Source organism: Blastococcus sp. VKM Ac-2987 (assembly GCF_026967805.1).
GTDB lineage: Bacteria > Actinomycetota > Actinomycetes > Mycobacteriales > Geodermatophilaceae > Blastococcus.
Window position 1 is genome coordinate 749,776 of record NZ_JAPVBG010000001.1, and the last position, 25,648, is coordinate 775,423.

Below are 25,648 nucleotides of genomic sequence, written 5' to 3' on the forward strand. Positions count from 1 at the left end.
CCACGTCACAGCCGCCGTGGCACCCGTCAGCGTCAGGAGCCCACCCGTGCAGGAGCACTCCAGCCCCGCAACGTTCGAGATCCCGGCCACCGCCGCCCTGCCCGATGCCGTCACCGAGCACGCCGCCACCTCACCCGACCGGGCGGCGTTCAGCCGCAACGTCGGCGGCACCTGGGTGCCGGTCACCAGCCGGGAGTTCGCCGAGCAGGTCGCGGCGCTGGCCCGCGGGATGATCGCCGCCGGGGTGGGCGCCGGGGACCGGGTCGGCATCCTCAGCCGGACCCGGTACGAGTGGACGCTGGCCGACTACGCCGTCTGGACCGCCGGCGGCGTCGCCGTCCCCATCTACGAGACGTCGTCGGCCGAGCAGGCGCAGTGGATCCTGTCGGACTCCGGCGCGGTGGCCGTGGTCGTCGAGACCGCCGACCACCGGTCCATGGTCGAGTCGGTGCGCGAGGGCCTCCCCGGGCTGCGCGAGGTCTGGCAGATCGACGCCGGCGACCTCGACACCGTCGCGGCCCGGGCGGCGGAGGTGCCCGAGGGCGTGCTCGCCGAGCGGCGCGCGACGCTGTCCGCCGACACGCTGGCCACGATCATCTACACGTCCGGCACGACCGGGCGGCCGAAGGGGTGCGAGCTCACCCACGGCAACCTGATGTACGTCGCCGAACTGGCCCCCCAGGTCATCCCGGCCATGGCCGCCGAGAACGCCAGCTCGCTGCTCTTCCTGCCGCTGGCCCACGTCTTCGCGCGGATCATCGAGGTCGGCTGCGTGGAGAACGGCGCCCGGCTCGGGCACACCGCCGACCTCACCGAGCTGCTGGCCGATCTCGGCACCTTCCAGCCGAGCTTCCTGGTCGCGGTCCCCCGGGTGTTCGAGAAGGTCTACAACGGCGCACGGCAGAAGGCGCACGCCGGCGGCAAGGGGGCGATCTTCGACCGCGCCGAGCGGGTCGCGGTCGCCTGGTCCAAGGCGCAGGACACCGGCGGCGCCGGCCTCGGGCTGAACCTGCAGCACAAGCTGTTCGACGCCCTCGTCTACGGCAAGCTCCGGGCGGCGATGGGCGGCAAGGTCGAGTACGCCCTCTCCGGCGGTGCCCCGCTGGGCGAGCGGCTCGGTCACTTCTTCCGCGGCATCGGCGTCACGATCCTCGAGGGCTACGGGCTCACCGAGACCACCGGACCGAGCACGGTCAGCGGCCCGGACGCGATGAAGGTCGGCACGGTGGGCCGGCCGGCGCCGGGCTCGGCGGTGCGCATCAGCGAGCACGGCGAGATCCAGGTCCGCGGCCCGCAGGTCTTCCGCGGCTACTGGAACAACCCCGACGCCACCGCGGAGACGATGCGCGACGGCTGGTTCGCCACCGGCGACCTCGGGGTCATCGACGACGAGGGCTACGTGACGATCACCGGCCGGATGAAGGAGATCATCGTGACCTCCGGCGGCAAGAACGTCTCACCGGCCGTGCTCGAGGACAAGATCCGGGCGCACCCGCTGGTGAGCCAGTGCATCGTGGTCGGCGACAACCGCCCGTTCATCGGCTGCCTCGTGACGCTGGACGCCGAGGCGCTGCCGGGCTGGCTGGAGACGAAGGGCCGGCCGACCGACACCCCGCTCGCGCAGCTGGTGGACGACCCGGAGGTCCTGGCGGAGATCCAGGCCGCGGTCGACCGGGCGAACACCCAGGTGTCCAAGGCGGAGGCCATCAAGTCCTTCGCGGTCCTGCCGGTCGAGTGGACCGTGGAGGGCGGCCAGCTGACGCCGTCGCTGAAGCTCAAGCGCTCGGTGGTCATGAAGGAGTTCGCCGGCGAGGTGGAGAAGATCTACGCCTGAGCCCCGCCCCGCAATCCCGGAGAGCCCCCGCCCGCCTCGTGCGGACGGGGGCTTTTCCGGCCGTCCGGGGCACTTTAGGTGCCGTTTCCGGCACGGGTGGGACCGGTGTGACGCGTGCGGCCGACACGTGACCGGCGGTGGTGGCGCAGCGGGCGGAAGCCTCGGACTCTGGTCGGCATGACCAGCGTCTACGCGTACGGCACGGCTCACGCGGTCGTCATGGTCGGTTCCTTCGGGGCCGAAGGCCTGGCGCCCCGGCAGATCGGCCCGGCCCACGCGACCATCGGCCGGGTGAGCGGGCAGAGCCGCAAGGCGCTGTGCGGCGCCTACGTCTCCATCGACGAGCAGCTGCCGTGGCCCCCGGAGGGCTACGAGGAGACCCAGCTCTGCCCGAACTGCGCCACCCTCGCCGCACTCTGACCCCTCCCCCCCCCCAGGCATAGGAAGCTATGCCTACGGATTCGGGCGCCAAACCACAGGCAAAGCCTCCTATGCCTGGTCAGCCGCCGGCGACCGACGGCAGGACGTGCACCACCGCGCCGTCGGGCACCGCCGCCGCCAGCCCGCCCTGCCAGCGGACGTCCTCCCCGTCGACGTAGACGTTCACGAACCGGCGCACCGCGCCCGCCTCGTCCCGGATCCGGCGGCCGAGCACCGGGTGCGTGGCCGCCAGGGCGTCGAGCACCGCCGCCAACGTGCCGCCGTCGGGCCGGAGATCCAGGTGCCGCGCGCCCCCGGCCAGGTCGGCCAGGGCACCGGGCAGCACCACCTCGACGCTCATGCCCGCCTGCTCACGGCAGCCGCGCGGCCCGGACGACGAGCACGTCGGGCAGGTGCTCGGCGACGGTGCTGAAGGTGTCGCCCTCGTCGGCGCTGGCGTAGACGCAGCCGTCCCGCGTGCCGACGTAGAGACCGGTCGCCTCGTGGTCGTCGGTGCAGAACGCGTCCCGCAGCACCGCGGTCCACGAACCGTCGGGCAACCCGGCGCCCACCTCGGTCCAGCTCGCGCCGGCGTCCCGGGTGCGGTGCACGCGCAGCCGGCCGTCCGGTGGCACCCGCTGCACGTCGGCGACCAGCGGCACCACCCAGGCGGTGCCCGGCGTGGTCGGCGAGGCGGCGATCGGGAAGCCGAAGTCGACGGGCAGACCCTCGGCGATCGAGGCCCACGAGGCGCCGCCGTCGTCGGTGCGGAAGACGCCGAAGTGGTTCTGCGCGTACATCCGGCGCGGGTCGCCGGCGTCGGCGGCGACCTTGTGCACGCACTGGCCGTACTCCGGCGGCTCCGGCAGGAACACCGCGCTGATCCCGCGGTTGTGCGGCCGCCACCCGGTCGCGCCGTCGTCGCTGACGTAGACGCCACCGGTGCTCATGGCGACGGTGACCCGCCGGGTGTCCGGGTCGGGGAGCACGGTGTGCACCGCGCCCCCGCCGGCGCCGGGCTCCCAGGTGGGCCGGTGCGGGTGGTCCCACAGCCCGCGGACGAGAGAGAAGCTGCAGCCGCCGTCGGTGCTGCGCCACAGCGACTGCGGTTCGCAGCCGGCCCAGACGACGTCCGGCCGGTCGGCGGTGTCGGGCCGCAGCTGCCACACGCGGCCGAGCGCCGCGCCGGTGTCGGCCGGGAAGCGGATCGCGCCGGAGTCGGTCTCGTGCCAGCTCCCGCCCAGGTCGTCGGACCAGGTGACGCTCGGCCCCCAGTGGCCGTACTGAACCCCGGCGAGCAGCCGGGGCGCGGCCCGGCGGTTGTCGATGGACACCGCCGCGACCTCCTGGGCCAGCAGGTGCGGCCCGTCGAGGGTCCAGGTCCGGCGGTCGTCCTCGCTGCGGGCCAGCCACAGCCCCTTGCGCGTCCCGATGGCCAGCAGATCGGTCATTGCACCCCTCCGGTTCGGCGGTCTCGAGGGTGAGACCGCCGGCGGGGCCGGAACTGAGCGGTGGGCTCAGCGGCGGGTGGCGCCGCCCTCGGGGTGGGGGTGCTGGCCGTCGGCGACGACGTCGGGCGCCAGCCGCTCGGCCTCGGCCCGCAGCTGCTCGGCGGCCGTGCGGTCCTCCGCCGCGCCGGCGGCGCGGCGGCGGGCCTCCTGCTCGACGCGCGCGGCGCGCTCCTGCACCTCGGCCAGCTCCCGGCGGGCGCGGGCGGCCTGCTCCTCGGCGAGCGCCTGCTCCCGGTCGGCGCGGGCCGCCCGGACCTGCGCCTCCTGCAGGTTCTCCCGTGCCTGCTCGCGGTGCTCCGCCTCGCGGCGCACGCGCGAGACGCGGTTGCGCTTGGAGTACGCGAACGCCGCGAGGGCGATCAGCACCAGCACCACGACGACGATCAGGACGATCAGCCAGGCGTCCACGGCAACCCCTCCTCGGTGTAGCGGACGGGTGATGCCCCTGGTCAGGCGGGAGGAAACGCCGTATCGCGGCGGTGCGTCCTCACGCCAGGGCGCTGCCGGCCTGCCAGTCCTCCCAGGAGATCGCCCAGTCGTAGATGGCGCCGTCGGCGGCGGACAGGGTGGGCCCTTCGGAGTTCACGATCTCCACGACGTCACCGGGCCGGGAGAAGTCGAAGAACCAGGCGGCGCGGTCGGTCGAGAGGTTGATGCAGCCGTGCGAGACGTTCTCCCGGCCCTGCTCGGCGATCGACCACGGGGCGGCGTGCACGAACTCGCCGTTGTCGTTCAGCCGGACGGCGTACTCGACCGGCGTGCGGTAGCCGTTCGGGCTGTCCACCGGGGTGCCGTAGGTGCTGGAGTCCATCACCCGGTTCCGGTTGAGCTCGGTGACCACGTGCGGACCGTTGCGGCTGGGGAAGTCGGGGCCGCCGGCACTCATCGGGAAGGTCTTCACCAGCTGGTCGCCGTCGTAGACCTCCAGCGTGTGCGCGGCGGCGTCGGCGACCGACACGTGCCGCTCGCCGACGGAGAAGGACACCGAGCGGTCCTTCTCCCCCCACACGCCCTCGCCGAAGTCGACGCCGTAGAGGTTCGCGTCGAGGGTGACCTCGATGTCCTCCGGCCAGTACGTCGACGGGCGGAAGTGCACCTCGCTGTCGCTGAACCAGTTCCAGACGCCGTCGGTGGGGGTCGTGCTGGTCACCTGCAGGTGGCTCTCGACGGCGGCCTTGTCGGCCACCGGGTCGTCGAAGTAGACCCGGATCGGCATGCCGACGCCGACGGTCTGGCCGTCGAGGGGGCCGATGCCCGGGGTGGAGAGCGTCTGCGGGTCCACCGTGGTGAAGGTCGACGTCGCCGTCGTCTCCTCCGCGTCCTCGTTCGTGGCGGTGGCCGTCAGGGTGTAGCTCGTGCCGTAGGCCAGCGGCGTCTCCGGCGTCCAGACCTGCGCACCGTCGTCCGCGGCGGCCGCCGGCTCGTCGGCCACGGCGCCGGGCACGGGGGCACCGGCGCCGTCGGTGACGGTCACCCCGGCCAGCTCCCCGTCGTCCACCGAGATCTCCAGCGGGACCACGGGTGAGACGTCGACCGCCCCGTCGGCGACCGCCAGCCCGATCGTCGCCGGCTCGGCGGCGGCCGGGGCCTCCCGGTCACCGGACCGGCCGGCGGGCTCCTCCCCGCTGCACCCGGCCAGGAAGACCAGCGCCCCGGTGGCGATCACTGCGGCTGTCCGTCGCACCTGTCCCGACTCCTTTCCCCCCACCCCGCCCGGACCCGGGCAGGACTATCCCCACCAGTGTCCACGCCGCTACGACACCCGACCGTGCAGTAGGTCACGACCCGCGGGCGGAGCCCTGGTCCCGGTGGAGGTCACCGCGCGACAGCCCCGGCACGAGGGGGATGCCGTGGCGAAGAGCACGCCACCCCGCCACCGGGAACCGGGGCCGGCGCTGGTATCGTTCCCTCTCGTTGCCCGGCACGCCGGGCGCACCGCGCCATTAGCTCAATTGGCAGAGCAGCTGACTCTTAATCAGCGGGTTCGGGGTTCGAGTCCCTGATGGCGCACCACACGATCGATCAGCGGCGACGCCTCCGGGCTTCGCCGCTTCGTCGTTCTCGGGGGCCGTGGCGCGAGGTAAGCGCATTCATCGGCGGGGCGATTGCAGGCTCGAGTCCGTGGACGTCGGCTTCCTCGATCGACTCCGCCGGCCCCTCACCCGTCGACGAGATCATCCGCCCTGCGGCGATGTCGATCCGCCCAGCGCATCCGGTAGCTCCCGGACGCAGCGGCGCCGACAGCGCGAAGACCCCTCCCGCCGGCAAGGAGGGAGGGGTCTCCTTCGCGCCCGGCTATTGCTTCACGAACGTCCCGCAGCGGTTGTTCTCGAAGTCCTGCCCCTCGCGCAGGGTCACCGTGGGGAAGCCTCCCTGGACGATGTCGTTCTCGATGATGTCGCTGCCGTTGGTGCCCGAGGCGTAGATCCCCCAGTAGCAGTCACCCAGAACCGGCTCGGAAGTGCGGTACGTGCCCGGCTCGACATCCACGCCGACGGTCCACGTGCCCACGCCGATGGACGTGGCTGCGATCTGCCGTTCCACCTGCGCGACGGCCTGCTCGCGAGCGGCGACCTCGGCGGCCTGTTCGTCGAGGGCCGCGCGCTGCTGCGCCGCCTCCTCCTGAGCCTCACGAGCACGGCCGTCGGCCTTGCGCGCCGCGTCCGACATGGCGATGACCCGCGCCTCGGCTTCGTCCAGGTCGCCTTGCAGCGCCTGGTACTCCTCGGAGGTGGTGGGGTCGCTGGTGGCGATCGCAGCACCGACCCCGCCACCGACGAGAAGTCCGACGACGAGCGCCGCGGCCGGCACGGCCCAAGCCGCCCGCTGCCGTGGCGTGGCCGCCTCGGGGCCCACCTCGAGCGGCACGGCCGGCCCCGTCTCCGCCGCCTGGTGGATGTCCTGCGTCATGGCTGCCCCCGTTACGGATTGATGGTGAACGGCAACGTAAAGGAACTGCGAACGCCGGAGGGGGTGGCGATGATGCGCGTCACCACAACGGGTCCCACCCGTTGGCGGCGCCCCTCACCCCGCCCCCGGTTCGCTGCCGACGTCTCGGCCGAGGCGTAGTAGAGGCCGGCAGGCGTGGCGGTCATCTCGGCAGCCAGAGCACGGGCTGTGCTGGCAGAAGGAGGACAGCAAGGCGGTCCTTCGAGGACGCTGTCGATGCGGGAGGCTTCGAGCGGGCAGGCACGGTCACCCGGTCAGGTGCTCATACGCGCACAGCACCCGTGCGCGGGCCGGTGAGCGCGAGGCTGGACGCATGCCGAACGCCATCCCGACGACCACCCTGCGCTGGCCGGCCGTCGTCGTCTTCCTCCTCGGCACGGCGTCCCTGGTGATGGGCGCACGCGCGATCTCGCGGCGGTGAGAGCTGCCCCGGGTGGGCACGCGCCGACACGGAGGCGTGAGCGACCCCCATCCCGGTCTGCCGGCCTCCCCGGACGGCGGACGGCCGACGCGGCCGACCTGGGACGGGGTGACCGGCAGCGGGCCGTAGGGTCGCCCGGTGATCTGGAAGCGCGCCGTGTTCGCGCTCTTCGCCGTGGCAGCGGGCACCAACGTCCCCACCCCGTTGCTGCTGGTCTACCAGGAGCGGCTGGACCTCTCGGCCGAGGTGCTGACGGCGCTGTTCGGCTCCTACGCCGCCGGGCTCGTCCCCGCTCTCCTGCTGGCCGGGCCGCTGTCCGACCGCCTCGGCCGCCGGAAGGTCGCGATCCCCGGCATCGTCCTGTCGGGGCTGGCCTCGCTCGCCTTCGCCGCGGCCGGCGACTCGCTGGCGCTGCTGTTCGGCGCCCGCTTCGTCCAAGGGGTCGTCAGCGGGATCGTCTTCAGCGTCGGCAGTGCCTGGGTGGGCGAGCTCTCGCGCGCGTCCGGGGAAGGGGCCGGCGGACGGCGGGCCGCCTTCGCGATGACCGCCGGGTTCTCGCTCGGCCCGCTCACCAGCGGGCTGCTCGGTCAGTACGCGCCGTGGCCGACCGTGCTGTCGTACCTGGTGCACACCGTGCTGGTCGCCGTCGGGCTGGCCTTCGCCCTGCGGCTGCCCGAGACGGTCGACCTGCAGCGGGACCGGCCGACCGGGACGGACGCGGCACCCGCCGCACCGCTGATCCGGCGGGGCGACGGCGCCCTGCTGGTGACCGTGCTGGCCCCGGTGGCGGTGTGCGTCTACGCGTTCCCCTCCACCGTCATCAGCGCCGTCCCGCTGCTGGTGGAGCTGCCCTACGGCGGCGTGGCGGTCACCGGCGTGCTGGCCGGCGTGACGCTGGGAGCCGGCACGGTCGTCGCCGGTCTGCAGCGCCGGCTGGGGACGTGGACGGCGGTCGTCGGCACCGCGCTCGGCGCGCTCGGGTTCGCCGGTGCCGCGTCGTTCGCGGAGAGCGGCGCGCTGGCCTGGCTGGTGCTCGCCGCGCCGCTGCTGGGCGCGGGCGGCGGGCTGTGCCTGGCCGCGGGGCTCACGCTGGCGGCACGGCTGGCCCCACCGGCCCGCCTCGGCGCCCTGACGTCGTTGTTCCTGGCCTGCGCGTACCTCGGCTTCGCGGTGCCGTTCGTCATGGCGGTGGCCGCGCGGGCGACGTCGGCGGCCCTGCCGCTGGCCGTGGCGGCCGCGGTCACCGCGCTGCTCGCCGTCCGTCTCCTGCCCGTCGCCCGCGCCCGACGGTTGTGACGACGCAGCGGCGCCCCCTCCCCGGAGGGAGGGGGCGCCGCCGGTCGTGCGGGGTCAGCCGGCGATGTCCGCCGCGAACTCGCCCTCGAAGGCGTCCTCGAGGACGGTGGCACCACCGGGCACGTCGGCCGGCTGGAGGATGAAGCTCTCCAGGCTGGGCGACTGGCCCACCTCGAAGCCGCGGATCGGGACGACGAGGCCGCCGGTGTCGACCTCCTCCAGTTCCTGGAAGGCGGTCAGGACGCCCTCACGGGTGAGGTCGCCGTTCTCGCAGGCGGCGTCGAGCACCTGCTTCATCATCTCGCTCATGCCGAAGCCGACGACGACGCCCAGGCTCGGGACGGCGTCGGGGTAGGCCTCCTGGTACTGCTGGAGCAGCTCCGGGTGGGCGTCGAAGGACGACACCGGCGAGGCCACGTACAGGTGGGTCTTCAGCCACTCGGCGGCCGGGCCCTCGAGCAGGCCGGGCGCGAAGACCGGGTTGCTGCCCAGGATCGGCACGTCCAGCCCCTGCGCAGCGGCGACCGTCGCGACCGAGGCCGTCTGCCCCGGGGCCACGGTCAGCGCGATGAGGTCGACGCCGGCCGAGTTGAACTGGGTGATCTGGGCGCTCATGTCCTGGTCGGTCGCCTTGATCTGCGCCTCGATGACCTCGAGGCCCTTGGCCTCGGCGACGGCCCGGGTGCCCTCGACCCCGTTGGCGCCGTACTCGCCCTCGAAGTAGATGTGGCCGACGGTGTCGCCCTCCTGGAGGAGCCCCTCCCGGAACAGGTAGTCGTAGCCGTTGGCGATCTCGACGTCGTAGGTGGCCCCCACGACGCCCGTGCCGGGGATCTCGGTCAGCGTCTTCGACCAGGCCGAGGGGAAGTTGACGATCTGGTCGGACTCGTACTCCGGCGCCAGCGCGGTGTTGATGGGCGACCCGATCGTCTGCTGCATGGCCAGGACGTTGTCCTGCATCCCGCTGTAGAGCTGGACGCCCTGCTGGGGGACGTACCCGGTGTCCTGGACGTCGAGGGTGACGTCGTAGGTGTCGCAGACCTGGTTGTTCTGCCAGAACAGCGTGTTGGCGTTGGTGATGTCGTTGCCCAGGGCGGCGAAGACACCGGTGAGGTCGGTGAGCACGCCGAGGTTGATCGTCTCGCCCTCGACCCCGACGTCGGTCGTGACGTCGCCGGCGGCCGCTCCTCCCCCGCCGCCGCCGGAGGACTCCGGTGCCTTGGTGCTGCAGCCGGTGGCGGCCAGGACGAAGCTGGCGGCCAGCATCGTGGCGCCGGTCGAACGCTTGCTGAGTCTCACGTGGTGCTCCCTTGGGCTGGTGGATCGGACGGAGTGGGTTCGCTGGAACGGCTGGGTGTGTCGGGTGGGCGCTCGGTGAGCCGCCCTCCGGGGCGGCGGCGGAACCGGCCGAAGATGCGGTTGGCCAGGCCGGCCAGGCCGGCGGGCTCGAAGAGGATCACCAGGACGATGGCGAGGCCGAACAGGAACCGGGCCGCCTCTCCGGCCGCCAGTCCCTCGCCCCGGCCCACGAAGGGGATCAGGTCGGCGTACCGCTGGAAGATCAGCGGCAGGGCGCTCACGAAGATCGCCCCCAGCACGGCCCCGTTCACCGAGCCGAGGCCGCCCAGGACGATCATGGCGAGGTACAGGATGGACAGCTCGAGGCCGAAGGACTCCGGTGCGATGCTGCCGATGCTCAGTGCGTACATCACCCCGGCCAGCCCGGCGTACATCGAGCTGACCAGGAAGATCCTGGCCTTGTAGCCCTGGACGTTTACGCCCATCACCGACGCCGCGACCTCGCTGTCCCGCTGCGTCTGCAGTGCCCGGCCGGGGCGGCTGCGCAGCAGGTTGCGGGCGAAGAGGTAGGCCGCCAGCGCCAGGACGAGCCCGAGGTACCAGAGCCGCTCCGCCTCCCGGAAGGGCACGCCCAGCACGAACAGCTCGGGGTCCCGGTTGGCGAAGGTGAAGCCGAACAGGGAGAAGCTCGGTGCCGCCCGCCCGTTGAAGCCGCCGGTGACCTCGGTCCAGCTGTTGAGCACGTGGATGCCGATGAAGACCAGCGCCAGCGACGCCACACCGAGGTAGATCCCGCGCAGCCGGGCCGCGAGGGGGCTGAAGATCAGCCCCGCCAGGCCCGCGAGGAGGACGCCCACGATCATGCCGATGATCGGCGGCAGACCCAGACCACCGAGCTCGGCGACGCCGAGACCGCCCGGCTCACCGGAGACGTAGACGTAGCTGACCGCCCCCACGGCGAGGAAGAAGGCGTGGGCGAGGGAGAGCTGACCACTGGTGCCCACGAGCAGGTTCAGGCCGATCGCGCCCACGATCGCGCCGAAGGCGGCGAACCCCGTGCGCAGCCAGAACTCCTCCACGTAGAGCGGCAGGGCCAGCAGGACCAACAGGAACGCGACCAGCAGCAGCGGCCGCAGCAGCGACCGCAACCGGGAGCCGCCACCACCGGCCGACGACTCCGCATCGACGCCCGACCGGTGCGCCCCCTGCGCCGCCGTCATCGTCGACTCAGACACGGGTCAGCTCCTTCGTCCCGAACAGGCCGGAGGGCCGGAACATGAGGACCGCGATCATCACGATGAAGGGGACGACGGCGCTGAAGCCGCGGCCGAGGAAGAGCAGCTGGTCCTGGTAACCGGCGGCCATCGCCTCGGCGATGCCGATGAGGAGCCCGCCGACGAGCGCGCCCCCCGTCGAGTCCAGGCCTCCGAGGATCGCCGCCGGGAAGGCCCGCAGCGCGACGGCGTACGCCGTCGGGCTGACGCCCGGGGTGGGCGAGCCGACGAGGAAGAGCGCCGCGACGGCGGCGAGCACGCCGGCGACCACCCAGGCCAGCGCGGAGACCCGCCCCTGCCGGATGCCCATCAGCGCCGCCGTCTCGCCGTCCTCCGCCGAGGCGCGCATCGCGATGCCCCAGCTGGAGTACTTGAAGGCCGCGAAGAAGGCGGCGATGAGGACCGCCGCGACGACGAAGGCGATCAGCCGGTTCTGGCTGAGCCCGATGCTCCCGACCCGGAAGGACTCCCCGCCCCACGGGTGCGGCACGTTGAGGATGTCCGAGCCGATCTGCCGGATCAGCTCGGTCAGGATGATGATGTCGACGCCGATGGTGACGATCGCCAGGCTGATCACCGCGGCCCCGCGGAGCCGGTTGATGATCAGGCGCTCGATGACGAACGCGGCGAGCGCGGTGATGAGGATGCCCACCACGACGGCCGGCAGGAACCCGATCGAGTCCGACAGCCGCGCGATGGAGTAGGCGCCCAGCAGCAGCAGCGAGCCGTGGGTGAAGCTCACCACCTCGCTGGACTTGAAGATGATCACGAAGCCCAGGGCGATCAGCGCGTACAGCGCGCCCAGGGAGATCCCGTTGAGGAGCAGGGAGAGGAACTGGGTCACGAGGTCGCCCCTGGCGTGTCGGAGGGGTGGTGGTGAGCGGCGGCTTCGGAGGGGCTCTCCTCGTCACCGGAGCCGAGGTAGGCGCGGATCACCTCGGGGTCGGACTGGACCTCGGCCGGGGTGCCGTCGGCGATCCGCCGGCCGAAGTCGAGGACGGTGACGCGGTCGGCCAGGGACATGACCATCCCCATGTCGTGCTCGACCAGGACGACGGAGATGCCCAGCGCCGACCGGATCTCCAGGATGGCGTCGGCCATCCGGTCGGTCTCCTCGGCGTTCATGCCGGCCACCGGCTCGTCGAGCAGGAGCAGCCGCGGCTCCGTGCACAGCGCCCGGGCCACCTCCACCCGCTTCTGGTCGCCGTAGGAGAGGACGCCGACGGGCGTGTGCAGCTTCTCCCCGAGCTCCAGGAAGTCGGCGATCTCGGCGACGCGGGCACCGTGGATCTTCCCCTCCCGGGTGGCCCGCGGGAGCCGCAGACCGGCCGCCAGGAACCCGGCCTTGGTCAGGTGGTGGCGGCCCAGCATCAGGTTCTCGGCCACCGACTGGGTGCCGGAGAGGGCGATGTTCTGGAACGCCCGGGCCACGCCGATGCCGGCGATCTGGTACGGCCGCATCTGGTCCAGCCGGTGCTCGCCGAAGCGCACCTGCCCCTCGGCGGCCTTGTAGACGCCGGAGAGGACGTTGAACATCGTCGACTTGCCCGCGCCGTTGGGCCCGATGATCGCGTGGATCGAGCCCGGCGCGACCGTGAAGGACACCTCCGAGAGGGCGTTGATCGCCCCGAACCGGACGCTCACGCCGTCGACCTCGACCGGCGGGATGTCCGACCGGGTCTCCGACCCGGTGTCCGGCCCGGTGGTGGGCGAACCGGCGGCGTGCGAGCCGGCGGCGTGCGGGGCGGTCATGCCGTCCACCGGGAGAGCTTCTTGCCCGAGGGCACGCGTACCCGCCGCTCACCGGCCTCGCCGCCGCCGTCGTGACCGAGGTACAGCCGCTGCACCTCGTCGGTCTGGGACAGCTGCCGGGCGTCGCCGGAGAGGGAGACCTCCCCGACGTCGAGCACGTAGGCGAGGTCGGCGACCCCGAGCGCCATCGTCGCGTTCTGCTCCACCAGCAGGACCGAGGTCCCCTGCCGGTTGATCTCGGCGATGACCTCGCCGATCTGGCCGATGATGCGGGGCGCGAGACCGAGCGAGGGCTCGTCGAGCAGGAGCAGCTTCGGGCTGGCCATCAGCGCCCGGCCGATGGCGAGCATCTGCTGCTCACCGCCGGACAGCAGGGCCCCGCGCTGCGAGCTGCGCTCCTTGAGCACGGGGAACATGTCGTAGACCCGGTCCTGCGCCTTCGACTTGGCCGCCTTGTCCCGGTTGCCCATCCCGCCGGCCCGCAGGTTCTCCTCCACCGTGAGCCGGCCGAAGATGCGCCGCCCCTCGGGCACCTGGACGAGCCCGAGCCGGACGGCCTGGGCCGGGTCGCGGGAGACGAGGTCGGCGCCGTCGAAGGTCACGCTGCCGGACTCCACCTTGCCGCGGTGCAGCCTCAGCGTCCCCGAGATCGTGCGCAGCAGCGTCGTCTTCCCGGCGCCGTTGCTGCCCAGGACGGCGACGACCTTGCCGTCGGGCACCTCCATGGACACCCCCCGCACGGCCTGGACGGCGCCGCCGTAGGTCACGTGCAGGGCGTCGATGCTCAGCACGGGCGGCTCTGCCGCTCGGCGCCGGCCGCCCGTACCGGGGCGTCGCTGCGGCGGGGCGCGCGGACGGTCGTCACGAGACCGTCCGCCGCACGGCGGACCGCCGGGACCTGCGGCCCGCGGGACGTCGAACGAGTGATCTGGCACACATGAGGCGTGACTCTAGGGGTAGATCACGCGCAATCAACCAGCAGAACGGTCACGGATTGATCACCTTGCCAACGGCCCCACGGCGTGCCGGAACGGTCAGGCCCGCACGAGCCCGTCGATCTCCACCCGGATGCCGTCCAGCGCGGTGACGGCCCGCCGCCGGGCCTGCTCCGCGGTCTCCCCGACGGCGACGACGTGCCCGAGGTGCTCCCCGGTGCAGGTCGGCGGTGCGGTGACCCCACCCAGGTCGGCGAAGACCTCGGCCGCGAGCAGCCCCGGGATCCCCCCGGCCTGACGCACGCCCGAGACCGCACGCACCCGGCCGGTGGCATGGGAGGACAGGTGCAGGAGCGTGGCCGCCCCCACCGCCGGGACGACGCCGCCCGCGGGCTCGCCGAGCAGCTGCGCCACCGCCAGGTCGGCGGTGTCCACGCCGCTCACCTGGTCGACGCAGTTCCGGGCACCGGCCCCGGCGAGCCGCGGGTGCAGCGCGGCGAACCGCGGGCCGGCCGACCCCAGGACGAACTCCAGGTGGAACGGCCCGAGGTCGTACCCGAGAGCGCTCACCCAGGCGCCGACGTGCCCGGCGGCGTCCGCGCACGGCGCCGCCGTGGTCGTCGTCCGCGCGAGCTCGGTGAGGTGCGGCGGCGGGGACATGACCAGCTCGGACCAGGCCAGGACGACGGGGCCGCGCTCGTCGACGAAGCCGTCCGCGGCGTACCGCCGGCCGCGGACCCGCTCCTCCACCACCAGCCGGCCCCGGGGACGCATACCGCGGCCGGCGGTGCCGCGGGCCATGTGCCGTGCCGCGAACGCCCGCAGCTCGGCCTCGTCGGCGACCAGGCCGGCGTCCCAGCCGGCCCAGGTGTCGACCGGCCGGACCACGCACGGGTACCCGACGGGCGAGGTGGCCGCCGCGCCGGCCGCGATCTCGCCCCAGGCGACGTCGGTCGCACCGGCCGCCGCGAGGGCGGTGCGCACCGCGGCCGCGTCGGCGGCCAGCGCCGCGGACCCCGGCGTGGGACCGCGCGACCCCAGCAGCCGGGCGGCGACGGCGGCCGGACCGGCGAAGCCGTCGACGGAGCTGGTGACCGCGGCGACCTCCCCGCCCAGCGACCGCGCCGCGGCGGCGATCGCCGCCGGGTCGGCCGTGTCGCAGTGCACCCACCGGTCCACCGGCCAGTCCGCGCCACCGGCCGCCTGGCACCGGTCCCGGGTCAGCACCGCGGTCCGCAGGCCCCGGCGTCCGGCACGGTCCAGCTGCGCCGGCCCGGGGCCGTCCAGCCGCTCCCCCGCCCCGAACTCGGGCCGCGCCGCGCCGCGGGGCTCGTCCAGCTCGACGGCGACGAACCACGCCTCGTCCGGCTCGGCGAGGTGCAGGGCAGGATCGGGTGCGTCGGGCCTCGACATGTCCACTGTCCCCCGTCGTCGTCGAGTGGCGGCCGCACCATACCGGCCGGTCGGTTTCCAGGGAACGGGTACCGGCGGGTCCGTCGGAGAAACCGCGGCGGCCGCCGGACGGCCGGGAAGCCCGGCGTCCGGTGCCGGGTTGGTGCAGGCGTGACCGGTGCGCTCCTCCCCCGCGACGTCGACGTCGACGTGGTCGTCATCGGCGCGGGGCAGGCCGGGCTCTCGACCGCCTGGGCCCTGGCACGGCAGGGGTTCGAGCGCGGCACCGGCTTCGTGGTGCTCGACGGGGAGCCCGCTCCCGGCGGGGCCTGGCGGCACCGCTGGCCCTCGCTCACCCTGAGCACCACCCACCGGGTGCACGACCTCCCCGGCCTGGCCTTCGACCGCGCCGACGGGTCGACACCGGCCGTCGAGACGGTGCCGGCCTACTTCGCCGGGTACGAGCGCCGGTTCGACCTGCCCGTCGTCCGCCCGGTGCGGGTCACCGCCGTGCGCCGCACCGACGACGGACGCTTCTCCGTCGAGACCGACCGAGGGGCCTGGACCGCACGCGCCGTCGTCAACGCCACCGGCACCTGGACCCGCCCCTTCGTCCCGCGCTACCCGGGCCAGGAGCTGTTCCGCGGCCGGCAGCTGCACACCGTCGACTACCGGTCCGCCGAGGAGTTCCGCGGGCAGCACGTCGTCGTCGTGGGCGGTGGCGCCTCCGCCACCCAGCTGCTCGGCGAGATCTCCCGCGTCACCTCCACGACCTGGGTCACCCGCCGCCCGCCGGTCTTCCGCGAGGGGCCGTTCGACGAGGACGTCGGCCGCGAGGTCGTCGCGAAGGTCGAGGAGGCGGTGCGGGAGGGACGACGCCCGGGCAGCGTCGTCGGGGTGACCGGGCTGCTGGTGTCCACCCCGTACGTGCGCGACGGGCTGGACCGGGGTGTCCTCGAACGGCTGCCGGTGTTCGACCGGATCACCGCCGACGGCGTGGTCTGGGACGCCGCGGACGGGCAGGAGGCCCGGTTCCAGCCTGCCGACGTGATCCTGTGGGCCACCGGCTTCCGCGCGGCGGTCGGCCACCTCGCCCCGCTGCGGCTGCGCGGGCCGGGCGAGGGCTTCCGCATGGACGGCACGCAGGTCGCCGGCGAGCCCCGGCTGCACCTGGTCGGCTACGGCCCCTCGGCGAGCACGATCGGCGCCAACCGGGCCGGCCAGGCCGCGGCCCGGGCGCTGCGCCGCGAGCTGCGGCCGGGGACTCCCCTCCCCCGCGGCGCCTGACCACCTCGGGGACGGTTCAGGGTCGGGTCAGGGCGCTCCCCGATGTCGCCGGGGCCCCCGCCGCCGACAGGCTTGCCGCATGACTCACCGACCGCTCCCGGGAGCCCCGCGATGATCGAGGCCCAGGAGCTCACCAAGAAGTACGGCGACCGCACCGCGGTCGACGCCGTCTCGTTCACCGTCCACCCCGGCCGGGTCACCGGCTTCCTCGGCCCCAACGGCGCCGGCAAGTCGACGACGATGCGCATGCTCCTCGGGCTGGACCGGCCGACGGCCGGCAGCATCACCGTCCGCGGCCGCAGCTACGCGGACTTCCCGGCGCCGCTGCGGCAGGTCGGCGCCCTGCTGGAGGCCCGGGCGCTGCACCCCGGCCGCTCCGCTCGCGACCACCTGCGCTGGATGGCCGCGAGCAACGGGCTGCCGGTCCGCCGCGTCGACGAGGTCCTCGACGTCGTCGGGCTCACCGACGTCGCCGGGCAGCGGGTGGGCCGCTTCTCCCTCGGCATGGGGCAGCGCCTCGGCATCGCCGTCGCCCTGCTGGGCGACCCGCCGGTCGTCGTCCTCGACGAGCCGGTCAACGGCCTGGACCCGGAGGGCATCCGCTGGGTGCGCACGCTCACCCGGACCCTGGCCGCCGAGGACCGCACGGTGTTCCTGTCCAGCCATCTGATGAGCGAGATGGCGCTCACCGCCGACCACCTGGTGGTCATCGGGCGCGGCCGCGTGCTGGCGGACTGCTCGATGGCCGACTTCATCGCCGAGCACGCAGCCTCGTACGTGCGGGTGCGCAGCCCCCAGCGGACCGAGGTCGCCGAGCTGCTGCGCCGCGACGGCCTCGACGTCGGCGTGGTCGACGACGAGCTGCGCGTGCAGGGGCGCGACGCGGCCGCCATCGGCGAGCTGGTCGGCCGGCAGGGGCTGCTCCTCCACGAGCTCTCCCTCGTCAGCTCCTCCCTCGAGGACGCCTTCATGACCCTCACCGCCGCCAGCGTCGAGTACGCCGCGCGCGACCGGACCCCCGCAGGAGCCACCCGATGACCGGAACCCTGAGCACGCCGGTGCCCGACACCGTCGCCCTGGACCCGAACCGGCACGTGCCCGGTGTCCGGGACCCCGGCTTCGCGCAGACCGTGCGGGCGGAGTGGATCAAGTTCTGGTCGGTGCGCTCGACGCCGTGGTCCATCGGCGCGCTGGTCGTCCTGGGCGCCGGCCTGACCGTGCTGGTCTGCGCGGTCAGCGCCGCGGACCTCGCGGGGGGCACCACCGGCGAGGCCGCCGGCTCCTTCATCACCTGGGGCATGACGGTCGCGCAGATCACCGCCATCGTCCTCGGCGCGCTCGTGGTCACCAGCGAGTACGGCACCGGCATGATCCGGGCGACGCTGACCGCGACCCCGCACCGCGGCCGGGTGCTGGCGGCCAAGGCGCTCGTCCTCACCGGGACGCTGTTCGTCGTCGGCACGGCCACCGCGGTGCTCGGCTACCTGGGCGGCAACTGGTTCCTCGAGCGCGAGGGCATCGGCCTGGCGCTCGGCGACGACGGCGTCCTCCGGTCGCTGCTGGGCAGCGGGCTCTACCTGGCCGGCATCGGCCTGTTCGCGGCCGCGGTCGGGCTGCTCGTCCGGCACACCGCCGCGGCGCTGTCGATCGTGCTGGCGCTGCTGCTGGTGGTCGGCAACATGGTGATGCTGCTCCCCGGCGCCTGGGGCGAGTGGGCCACCAAGCTGATGCCGGGCAACGCGGGCTCCGTCGTCGCCACGCCGGTGTCGTTCAACCCGAACCTGCTCGAGCCGTGGACCGGCTTCGCGGTGTTCTGCGCCGAGGTCGCCGCCGTCCTCGCCGTCGGCTACCTGGCGCTCCGCCGCCGCGACGCCTGACGACAGCCCCGGGAGCATCGCAGCGAGCGCCAGCGAACGAGGAGCGGACCGGGGCGCGGAGTCAGGCAAGTAGGCGACGCCTGAGCCGACCCGCTGTGCCCCGGCCCCGGCGGCCGGGGCACAGTGGTGCGGTGACCACGCCCGACCCGGCCGCCGAGGGCCGCCGCCGCGCCGACGAACTGCTCACCGCGCTGACCGCGTCCGACGACGCCGCCGCCGACCGGCTGCTCGGTGGGCTGACCGAGATCCGCGAACTCGTCTTCGTGGGCGCGGGCCTGACCGCCGTCGCCCGGGCCGAGGGGCGCGCGCTGCCCGCCGCGCAGCGGGCGCAGGCCAGCACCCGGCAGCTGCGGCTCGGCCAGCTGCGCGACGCGAACCGGGACGACCCGGAGGGGCTGCGGACCTGGCTGCGGCGGTCGGGCGAGGAGGTCCTCTTCATCCGGTCGCTGCACGCCGCCGCCCGCGCCCGCTGACCGGCCTCAGCCCCGGGTGACCGCGGGCCGGGCGGCGATCCTGGCGAGCGGCAGGACGGCGCTCAGCACGACGGCGGACAGCACCAGCGTCCAGGGCAGGCCGACGGCGCCGAAGGCGAGACCGAGCAGCAGGGCCCCGGCCCCCGTGCCGGCGTCGAAGGAGGCGTTCCACAGCGCGCTGGCCGCCGTCGTCCCCCGCTCGCCGGCCCGGGCGAACGCCCGCAGCAGGGTCAGGTTCTGCACGCCGCCGAACCCGGCGCCGAACAGGGTCGCGCCCACGAGCACCCACGCCGGGCCCCACCACAGGCCCGCACCGACGGCCGCCAGCCCGGCTGCGCCGACCAGCAGCGACAGGGGCAGCAGCAGCCGCGTGCCCAGCCGGTCGGCGAGCACGCCGGCGCGCCACCGGGTCACCGCGCCGGCCAGCCCCCACAGCAGCAGCGCCACGGTGGCCAGCTGCCCGTCGGGGCGGTCGATGGGCAGGAAGGTCAGGAAGCCGCCGCCGGCCGTCGTCACCACGAACAGCACCAGCGACGGCGCCAGGGCGGCGCGCACCGCGGCGCGCGCGTTGCCCGCGGGGCCGCGCTCCTCCCGCGTGTCCACCGACCGCAGCAGCAGCGGGAGGAAGAACAGACCGAGCACCGGCGACGCCGCCAGCCACGAGAGCCAGCCGATGTGCCCACCGAGCACGAGGGCGACTCCGACCGGGACGGCCGCCATGTTGGGCAGCGCGATGGCCAGCCCGTACAGCCCGATCGACTCGCCGCGCTGCTCCAGCGGCGCCACCCGGGCCGCGAGCGTGGCGCCGAGCACCGTGATCACCGCGAACCCGGCGCCCCGCACCGCCGACAGCGCCGCGATCGAGGCCACGCCGTCGTCGAGCGCGTAGAACGGCGCCGGCAGCCCGAGCGCCAGCAGGCCGCCGGCGAACACCGGGCCGAGGCCGAACCGTGCGGTCAGGCCGGGAACCAGGGCCTGGGCCGCGATGGTGACCCCGAGGAAGACGGCAGTGACCACCCCGGCGGTGTTCTCGGCGGCGCCACCGGCCACCGCGTAGGTGGGCAGGGACGCCAGGGTGAGGAAGTAGCTGCTGAAACCCAGGGCGGTGACGCCGACCAGCGCCTGCACCCCGCGCGACCGCCAGAGGGGGGCCCGCACCTCCACCACCGCTGCCCCCGCCTCCGCCGCTCCGCCGTCGTCCCGTGCCCGTCGATCATGGCCGCTCCGGCGCCGCCCGACGCACTCGGGTAGGCAGGAGGGGTGCCGCTGCTGACCGTGGGCCACGGCCCGGAGGACCGCGACCGGCTGGGTGCCCGCCTGGCCGGCGCCGGGGTGGGGGTGGTCGTCGACGTGCGCCGCTTCCCCGGCAGCCGGAACAACCCCGACGTCCGGCGGGAGGCGCTCGAGCAGTGGCTCCCGGCCGCGGGCATCGGCTACCGGTGGGAGGAGCGGCTGGGTGGGCGACGGCGGCTGCCGCCCGGCGAGCCGGTGGCCGACGACTGGTGGACGGTCGCCCAGTTCGCCGCCTACGCCGCTCACACGCGCACGCCCGGGTTCGCCGCCGCCCTGGACGAGGTGCTCGCCGAGGCGGCCGGCGCGACGGTGGCGGTGATGTGCAGCGAGAGCGTCTGGTGGCGGTGCCACCGGCGGCTGGTCTCCGACGTCGCCGTGCTGGCCCGGGGCACCGCCGTCGGGCACCTGATGCCCGACGGCCGCGTCAGCCCCCACCGGCCCTCCGCCGGCGCCGTGCTCGCCGACGACGGCCTCGTCCACTGGCCCGCCGCCCGGGATGTTGATCAGGTGACCTGATCGAACTGGGTCCTGGCTCAGCGCCGACCGTGAGCCAGGACCCCGTGAGGTGAGCCAGGACGACGGTTGTCCACAGATCTGCCGGTCCCCGCCTCGAGCCCTCGCGAAGCCGTGAGACTTCTCCGGTGCACCCGCTGCTGCAGCGTTCCGCCGACCAGCGCCTCGGTGTGTTCACCAGCCGGGAGGCTGTGGCCGCCGGGTACTCGATCGACGACATCCGGACGGCGCTGCGGGTACGCCGGTGGACGCGGCTGCGCAAGGGCGTCTACACCGAGTCGGCCCGGCTGGCGGCGTCGACCGAGGTCGACCGGCATCTGATGGCCGGCATCGCCGTTCTCATCAGCCTCGCCCCCGGCCCGGTGCTCAGCCACGCGTCGGCCGCCCGGAGGCACGAGCTGCTCGTTCCGGCGTCTGCCGGCGCCGACGTCCGGGTCACCGCGGTCGACCAGTGGCGCGCCGGCCGTGGCTACCGCGTGGCCCGTGCCCAGCTCCCCAACGCGGACGTCGTCCCCTGGATCGCGCCGTTCGCGACCACCTCGGCTCCCCGGACCCTGATCGACTGCGGCCGGGAATGGTCACTGCTGGACACGGTGATCGCGCTGGACGCCGCGTTGCACGAAGGCCGCGTCCTCCGCTCGGACCTGCTGAAGGCGGTGCACGCCGCCCGCCACCGGGCAGGGGCCTCCCGGGCGGCACGCGCCGTCGGTCTCAGCGACGGACGGGCCGAGTCGCCGCTGGAGACCGAGGGACGGTTGGCGCTGCTGGCCGCCGGCCTCCCTCCGCCCGAGCTCCAGGTCGATCTGCATGACGCGCATGGGTTCGTCGCCCGCCTGGACGCGTGGTACGAGGAGGCGGCCCTGGCGATCGAGTTCGACGGTCGGGTGAAGTACCGCGACCCGTACCGGGGGCGCTCCCCGCACGACGTCCTGTGGGAGGAGAAGCGGCGGGAGGACCGCGTGCGCCGTCTCGACGTCCGGATGCTGCGGCTGACCAAGGCGGACCTGGGCGGCGCGTGGCCGCGGACGGTCGCCGACCTGACCAGGATGCTGGGGCAGCCGTACCCGGGGCCGCGCCGGTTCACCGTCGTCCGCCGTCCCGAGCCGGGGTCCGGGCTCGACGCCGCCTGAGCACGACCTTCCTGGCTCACCTCCTGTGGTCCTGGCTCACGGTCGACCATGAGCCAGGACCCGGATTGATCAGGTCACCTGATCAACATCGCGGGCGGCAGGGGTCAGCCCATGTGCGGGTAGCGGTGGTCGGTCGCGGCGGCGAAGGTCTCCTTGATCGACCGGCTGCTGGTCCAGCGCATCAGGTTCTGCGCGGCGCCGGCCTTGTCGTTGGTGCCCGACGCCCGCCCGCCGCCGAAGGGCTGCTGGCCGACGACGGCGCCGGTCGGCTTGTCGTTGACGTAGAAGTTGCCCGCCGCGTGCCGCAGGAACCTCTGCGCGTGCGCGATCGCCACCCGGTCCTGGGCGATGACGGCGCCGGTGAGCGCGAACGGCGCGGCGGACTCCATCTGCGTGAGCACCGCGTCGTAGTCGGCGTCGTCGTAGACGTGCACGGCCAGCACCGGCCCGAAGTACTCGGTGGTGAAGACCTCGTGGCCGGGGTCGGTCCCCTCGATGATGGTCGGGCGGACGAAAAAGCCCTCGCTGTCGTCCGCCGTCCCACCGGCGACGATCGACAGCGCCGGGTCGTCCTCGACCCGGTCCAGGACGCCGGACAGCTTCGAGAAGGACTTCCGGTCGATGACCGCGCCCATGAAGTTCGAGAAATCGGTGACGTCGCCCATCTCCAGCGACTCGGTGGTGGCGACGAGGTCGTCCTTCAGCCGCGCCCACACGCTGCGCGGGACGTAGGCGCGGGACGCCGCCGAGCACTTCTGGCCCTGGTACTCGAACGCGCCGCGGACCAGTGCGGTGCGCAGCACGTCGACGTCGGCCGACGGGTGGGCGACGACGAAGTCCTTCCCGCCGGTCTCCCCCACGATCCGCGGGTAGCCGCGGTAGTTCGCGATGTTCTCGCCCACGGTGCGCCACAGGTGCTGGAACACCGGCGTCGACCCGGTGAAGTGGATGCCCGCGAGGTCGCGGTCGGCCAGCGCGACCTCGGAGACGGCGATCCCGTCGCCGGTCACCAGGTTGATGACGCCCGGCGGGAGCCCGGCCTCCTCCAGCAGCCGCATGAGGAAGTGCGCGGCGAACTGCTGGGTGGGGGCGGCCTTCCACACGACGGTGTTGCCCATCAGCGCCGGTGCGGTGGGCAGGTTGCCGGCGATCGCGGTGAAGTTGAACGGCGTGATCGCGTAGACGAAGCCCTCGAGCGGCCGGTGGTCGGTGCGGTTCCAGACGCCGGGCGAGGACTGGGGCTGCTCGGCGAGGATCTGCCGCGCGAAGCCGACGTTGAAGCGCCAGAAGTCGATCAGCTCGCAGGCGCTGTCGATCTCCGCCTGCTGGGCGGTCTTGCTCTGGCCCAGCATGGTGGCCGCGTTGAGGGTCTGCCGCCACGGCCCGGCCAGCAGGTCGGCGGCCCGCAGGAAGACCGCGGCCCGGTCGTCGAAGGAGAGCTCCTGCCACGCCGGCGCCGCCTCCTTGGCGCAGCGCACCGCGTCGGCGGCGTCGGCGTGCGTGGCGTGCGCCGCGGTGCCGAGGACGGCGGCGTGCCGGTGCGGCTGCACGACGTCGAACCGGTCGCCGGCGGCCATCCGCTGCCGGCCGCCGATCGTGCTGGTCAGCTCCACCGGGGCGGCGGCGAGCTCACCCAGGCGGGCCTGGAGCTCGTCGCGCTCCGGGGTGCCCGGGGCGTAGCTGAGCACCGGCTCGTTGACCGGCGCGGGGACACGGGTGACGGCGTCCATGGGGAACCTCGTTCTCAGGAGCGGGTGATGAGCGAGCGGAGGAAGAAGGTGACGTTGGCCGGGCGCTCGGCCAGCCGGCGCATGAAGTAGCCGTACCAATCGGCGCCGTAGGGCACGTAGGCCCGGACGCGGGTGCCGGCGGCGGCCAGCCGGCGCTGCTCGTCGGGGCGGATGCCGTACAGCATCTGCACCTCCCAGCTGTCCGCGGCCCGGGAGTGCTGAGCCGCCAGCTCGTGCGCCCGCTGCAGCACCGCCGGGTCGTGCGAGCCGACCATGGGGTACCCCGGCCCGCTCATCAGGATCTCCAGGCACCGGGCGTACGCGGCGTCGACGTCCTTCCGGTTCCGGTGGGCGACGGTCTCCGGTTCGTCGTAGGCGCCCTTCACCAGCCGCACCCGGCTGCCGGTGACGGCCAGTGCCTTGGCGTCGTCCTCGGTGCGGAACAGCATCGACTGCAGCACGGCGCCGGTCTGCGGGTGCTCCTTGCGCAGCTCGGCGACCGTGGCGAGTGTGGCGTCGACCGTGCGGTGGTCCTCCATGTCGAGCGTGACGGTCGTGCCGGCGGCCGAGGCGGCCTCGACGACCGGGCGGACCAGCTCGAGGGCGAGGTCGTGCCCGTCGGGCAGCGCCTGGCCGAAGGCCGACAGCTTGACCGAGACCTCGGCGGCGGGCCCGAGGCCGAGCGGGGCCAGCGCCTCGAGGGCGGCGAGGTAGGCGTCGCGGGAGCGCCGGGCCTGCGCCCGGTCGGTGACGTCCTCACCGAGGTGGTCGAGGGTCACCGCGATCCCGTCGGGGACCAGCGAGCGGACGGCGGCGAGCGCGTCGTCCAGCGACTCCCCGGCGACGAACCGGTCGACCACCCGGCGGGAGGCCGGGGTGCCGGTGACCGCCCGCCGCAGGGCGGGCCGGCGGGAGGCGGCGAGCAGGGCGGTGGAGAGCAGCACGGGACCTCCCGGGAGCGGACGACGCCGACATCCCGAACGCTAGGCACGTCCACCCGTCCGGGCCAGGGACAGATGTCCGGAATTCCGGGATCTGCTCTCATACAGCTGTATGACGGAGCGCTTCCGCGGAGACGCCGGGGTGGGTTCCCGCGGAATGCAGGGGGATGGGGACGGCGGTGCGCGACGACCTGCAGGAGCTGGTCGACCAGGTCTCCCGCGTGCTCGCGGCGCCGGCCACCCTCGAGGACGCCGGGTTCACGCTGCTGGCCTTCTGCGCCCACGACGACAGCGGCGCCGACCCGATGGACGCCGTCCGCACCCGCTCCATCCTGACCCGGGGATCCGCACCGGCGACCCGTCGCTGGTTCGAGGAGTTCGGCATCGCCTCGGCGACCCGGCCGCTGCGGACCCCGGCCGACCCGGCCGCCGGCATCCTCACCCGGCTGGTGATCCCGGTGCGCCACGGCGGCCGCACCCGGGGCTACCTGTGGCTGCTCGACGACGGCCGGATCGACCCCGACGACGACGGCGACCCGGCCCTGCTGCGGGCGCTGGACCTGGCCGCCGCCGCGGGCCGGCTGCTGGCCGGCCGCCCGGCCGACGACCTGGGCGGGGCGCTCGCCGACGCCCTGACCGGCCGGCCGGGGGCGCGGACCCAGGCGGCGCGCCGGCTGGGCGAGCGGCTGGCCGACGACGCGGCGCAGGTGCTGGTCGCCGTCTGCCCGGAGGGCGGTGCGGTGCCCCCGGGGTGGCGGCTGCCCTCGGCCGGCGCGGTGGCCGGCCTCGTGGACGACGGCGCCGCCGTCCTCGTGCCCCTGCCGACGTCGACCGACCTCCGCCCGGCCGGCGCCGTCACCGCGGCCTCGCTCGCTGCCCTGCCTCCGGGCAGCACCGCCGGGGTGTCGGCGGTCCGCCGCGGCACCGGGGAGCTGACCGAGCAGTGGTCCGAGGCCCGCGCCGCGGCCCGCGTGGCCGCGGTGGTCGAGCGGTTCTCCCCCGTCGCCCACTGGGGCGAGCTCGGCGGGTGGCGGCTGGCCGCGTCGCTGCCCGGGCCGGACCCGGCGATCCGCCCGCTGCTGGCCGACCCGGTGCTGACCGCGACGGCGGAGGCCTTCCTCGACTGCGCCGGCAGCGCCGTCCGCACGGCCGGGGCGATGCGCATCCACCGGCAGACGCTGTACTACCGCCTGGGCCGGATCGCCGCGCTGACCGGGTTGGACCTCGCCGACGGCGACGCCCGCCTGCTCCTGCACGCCGGGCTGCGCGCGGCACGGCTGACCGGCGATTCCCGGGCTCACCGCTCCTGATCGCTGCCGGT

At 74.3% G+C, this 25,648-nt stretch carries 24 protein-coding genes and 1 tRNA gene; 11 read left to right on the top strand and 14 right to left on the bottom strand.

Annotated features, from left to right (window positions below; all coding sequences use genetic code 11):
* Window positions 1-46 precede the first annotated feature (46 nt).
* Window positions 47-1,834: an AMP-dependent synthetase/ligase gene (locus O2W17_RS03610; RefSeq protein WP_269191028.1), complete on the top strand. Its 1,788-nt coding sequence runs from the start codon at window positions 47-49 to the stop codon at window positions 1,832-1,834.
* 177 nt (window positions 1,835-2,011) lie between these two features.
* Window positions 2,012-2,254 (top strand): hypothetical protein, encoded by a 243-nt coding sequence (locus O2W17_RS03615; RefSeq protein WP_269191029.1) that lies wholly within the window; start codon window positions 2,012-2,014, stop codon window positions 2,252-2,254.
* Between the two features lie 79 nt (window positions 2,255-2,333).
* Here the strand turns inward: O2W17_RS03615 and O2W17_RS03620 are convergent, their stop codons facing one another.
* From O2W17_RS03620 to O2W17_RS03635, 4 genes are all read right to left on the bottom strand, one after another.
* A complete protein-coding gene (locus O2W17_RS03620; RefSeq protein WP_269191030.1) occupies window positions 2,334-2,615 on the bottom strand; it encodes a MoaD/ThiS family protein in 282 nt (93 codons plus the stop codon).
* Between the two features lie 10 nt (window positions 2,616-2,625).
* On the bottom strand, window positions 2,626-3,705 hold the full coding sequence (locus tag O2W17_RS03625) for a sialidase family protein (RefSeq protein ID WP_269191031.1): 1,080 nt from the start codon (window positions 3,703-3,705) through the stop codon (window positions 2,626-2,628).
* Window positions 3,706-3,771: 66 nt separating this feature from the next.
* Window positions 3,772-4,173 (bottom strand): hypothetical protein, encoded by a 402-nt coding sequence (locus tag O2W17_RS03630; protein ID WP_269191032.1) that lies wholly within the window; start codon window positions 4,171-4,173, stop codon window positions 3,772-3,774.
* Window positions 4,174-4,252: 79 nt separating this feature from the next.
* Window positions 4,253-5,449 carry a L,D-transpeptidase gene (locus O2W17_RS03635; protein WP_269191033.1) on the bottom strand — a complete coding sequence of 399 codons (1,197 nt, stop codon included), beginning with the start codon at window positions 5,447-5,449 and terminating at the stop codon, window positions 4,253-4,255.
* A gap of 253 nt (window positions 5,450-5,702) precedes the next feature.
* Between O2W17_RS03635 and O2W17_RS03640 the strand changes: the two genes are divergently transcribed.
* A tRNA-Lys gene (locus O2W17_RS03640) sits at window positions 5,703-5,778 on the top strand.
* A gap of 282 nt (window positions 5,779-6,060) precedes the next feature.
* Here the strand turns inward: O2W17_RS03640 and O2W17_RS03645 are convergent.
* Window positions 6,061-6,675, bottom strand: a complete 615-nt coding sequence (locus O2W17_RS03645; protein ID WP_269191034.1) for a hypothetical protein — start codon at window positions 6,673-6,675, stop codon at window positions 6,061-6,063.
* 598 nt (window positions 6,676-7,273) lie between these two features.
* Here O2W17_RS03645 and O2W17_RS03650 point away from each other — a divergent pair.
* Window positions 7,274-8,431 (top strand): MFS transporter, encoded by a 1,158-nt coding sequence (locus O2W17_RS03650; protein ID WP_269191035.1) that lies wholly within the window; start codon window positions 7,274-7,276, stop codon window positions 8,429-8,431.
* 54 nt (window positions 8,432-8,485) lie between these two features.
* Here the strand turns inward: O2W17_RS03650 and O2W17_RS03655 are convergent, their stop codons facing one another.
* From O2W17_RS03655 to O2W17_RS03680, 6 genes are all read right to left on the bottom strand, one after another.
* Entirely contained in the window at window positions 8,486-9,730 is a 1,245-nt protein-coding gene (locus O2W17_RS03655) for an ABC transporter substrate-binding protein (RefSeq protein ID WP_269191036.1), read from the bottom strand.
* Complete coding sequence (locus O2W17_RS03660; RefSeq protein ID WP_269191037.1) at window positions 9,727-10,965, bottom strand: branched-chain amino acid ABC transporter permease; 1,239 nt, start codon at window positions 10,963-10,965, stop codon at window positions 9,727-9,729. The genes O2W17_RS03655 and O2W17_RS03660 overlap by 4 nt, the downstream gene beginning before the upstream one ends.
* Window positions 10,958-11,848, bottom strand: a complete 891-nt coding sequence (locus O2W17_RS03665) for a branched-chain amino acid ABC transporter permease (protein ID WP_269191038.1) — start codon at window positions 11,846-11,848, stop codon at window positions 10,958-10,960. The genes O2W17_RS03660 and O2W17_RS03665 overlap by 8 nt, the downstream gene beginning before the upstream one ends.
* Window positions 11,845-12,756: an ABC transporter ATP-binding protein gene (locus O2W17_RS03670; RefSeq protein ID WP_269191039.1), complete on the bottom strand. Its 912-nt coding sequence runs from the start codon at window positions 12,754-12,756 to the stop codon at window positions 11,845-11,847. Before O2W17_RS03670 ends, O2W17_RS03665 begins: the two co-directional genes overlap by 4 nt.
* The gene (locus tag O2W17_RS03675) at window positions 12,753-13,547 is read right to left on the bottom strand and encodes an ABC transporter ATP-binding protein (protein ID WP_269191040.1); all 795 of its coding nucleotides are present in this window, start codon (window positions 13,545-13,547) and stop codon (window positions 12,753-12,755) included. Before O2W17_RS03675 ends, O2W17_RS03670 begins: the two co-directional genes overlap by 4 nt.
* 243 nt (window positions 13,548-13,790) lie before the next feature.
* Window positions 13,791-15,104 carry an ATP-grasp domain-containing protein gene (locus O2W17_RS03680; RefSeq protein WP_269191041.1) on the bottom strand — a complete coding sequence of 438 codons (1,314 nt, stop codon included), beginning with the start codon at window positions 15,102-15,104 and terminating at the stop codon, window positions 13,791-13,793.
* Between the two features lie 150 nt (window positions 15,105-15,254).
* On the opposite strand from O2W17_RS03680, the gene O2W17_RS03685 reads away from it, so the two are divergent.
* The 4 genes from O2W17_RS03685 (at window position 15,255) to O2W17_RS03700 (ending at window position 18,720) form a co-directional block, all read left to right on the top strand.
* The gene (locus tag O2W17_RS03685; protein ID WP_269191042.1) at window positions 15,255-16,370 is read left to right on the top strand and encodes an NAD(P)-binding domain-containing protein; all 1,116 of its coding nucleotides are present in this window, start codon (window positions 15,255-15,257) and stop codon (window positions 16,368-16,370) included.
* A gap of 111 nt (window positions 16,371-16,481) precedes the next feature.
* Window positions 16,482-17,408, top strand: a complete 927-nt coding sequence (locus O2W17_RS03690) for an ABC transporter ATP-binding protein (RefSeq protein ID WP_269191043.1) — start codon at window positions 16,482-16,484, stop codon at window positions 17,406-17,408.
* Window positions 17,405-18,247 (top strand): ABC transporter permease subunit, encoded by an 843-nt coding sequence (locus tag O2W17_RS03695; RefSeq protein ID WP_269191044.1) that lies wholly within the window; start codon window positions 17,405-17,407, stop codon window positions 18,245-18,247. The genes O2W17_RS03690 and O2W17_RS03695 overlap by 4 nt, the downstream gene beginning before the upstream one ends.
* 131 nt (window positions 18,248-18,378) lie before the next feature.
* Window positions 18,379-18,720: a hypothetical protein gene (locus tag O2W17_RS03700; protein WP_269191045.1), complete on the top strand. Its 342-nt coding sequence runs from the start codon at window positions 18,379-18,381 to the stop codon at window positions 18,718-18,720.
* A 6-nt stretch (window positions 18,721-18,726) separates the two neighbouring features.
* Here O2W17_RS03700 and O2W17_RS03705 read toward each other — a convergent pair whose 3' ends face one another.
* A complete protein-coding gene (locus O2W17_RS03705; RefSeq protein ID WP_269191046.1) occupies window positions 18,727-19,878 on the bottom strand; it encodes an MFS transporter in 1,152 nt (383 codons plus the stop codon).
* A 102-nt stretch (window positions 19,879-19,980) separates the two neighbouring features.
* Between O2W17_RS03705 and O2W17_RS03710 the strand changes: the two genes are divergently transcribed.
* Together O2W17_RS03710 and O2W17_RS03715 are read left to right on the top strand one after the other, a co-directional pair.
* The gene (locus O2W17_RS03710) at window positions 19,981-20,529 is read left to right on the top strand and encodes a DUF488 domain-containing protein (RefSeq protein ID WP_269191047.1); all 549 of its coding nucleotides are present in this window, start codon (window positions 19,981-19,983) and stop codon (window positions 20,527-20,529) included.
* A 125-nt stretch (window positions 20,530-20,654) separates the two neighbouring features.
* On the top strand, window positions 20,655-21,656 hold the full coding sequence (locus O2W17_RS03715) for a type IV toxin-antitoxin system AbiEi family antitoxin domain-containing protein (RefSeq protein WP_269191048.1): 1,002 nt from the start codon (window positions 20,655-20,657) through the stop codon (window positions 21,654-21,656).
* 104 nt (window positions 21,657-21,760) lie between these two features.
* Here O2W17_RS03715 and pruA read toward each other — a convergent pair whose 3' ends face one another.
* On the bottom strand, window positions 21,761-23,386 hold the full coding sequence (gene pruA / locus O2W17_RS03720; RefSeq protein ID WP_269191049.1) for an L-glutamate gamma-semialdehyde dehydrogenase: 1,626 nt from the start codon (window positions 23,384-23,386) through the stop codon (window positions 21,761-21,763).
* A gap of 14 nt (window positions 23,387-23,400) precedes the next feature.
* Window positions 23,401-24,330 (bottom strand): proline dehydrogenase family protein, encoded by a 930-nt coding sequence (locus O2W17_RS03725; RefSeq protein ID WP_269191050.1) that lies wholly within the window; start codon window positions 24,328-24,330, stop codon window positions 23,401-23,403.
* Between the two features lie 176 nt (window positions 24,331-24,506).
* Between O2W17_RS03725 and O2W17_RS03730 the strand changes: the two genes are divergently transcribed.
* Complete coding sequence (locus tag O2W17_RS03730) at window positions 24,507-25,637, top strand: PucR family transcriptional regulator (protein WP_269191051.1); 1,131 nt, start codon at window positions 24,507-24,509, stop codon at window positions 25,635-25,637.
* The last annotated feature ends 11 nt before the right edge of the window (window positions 25,638-25,648 follow it).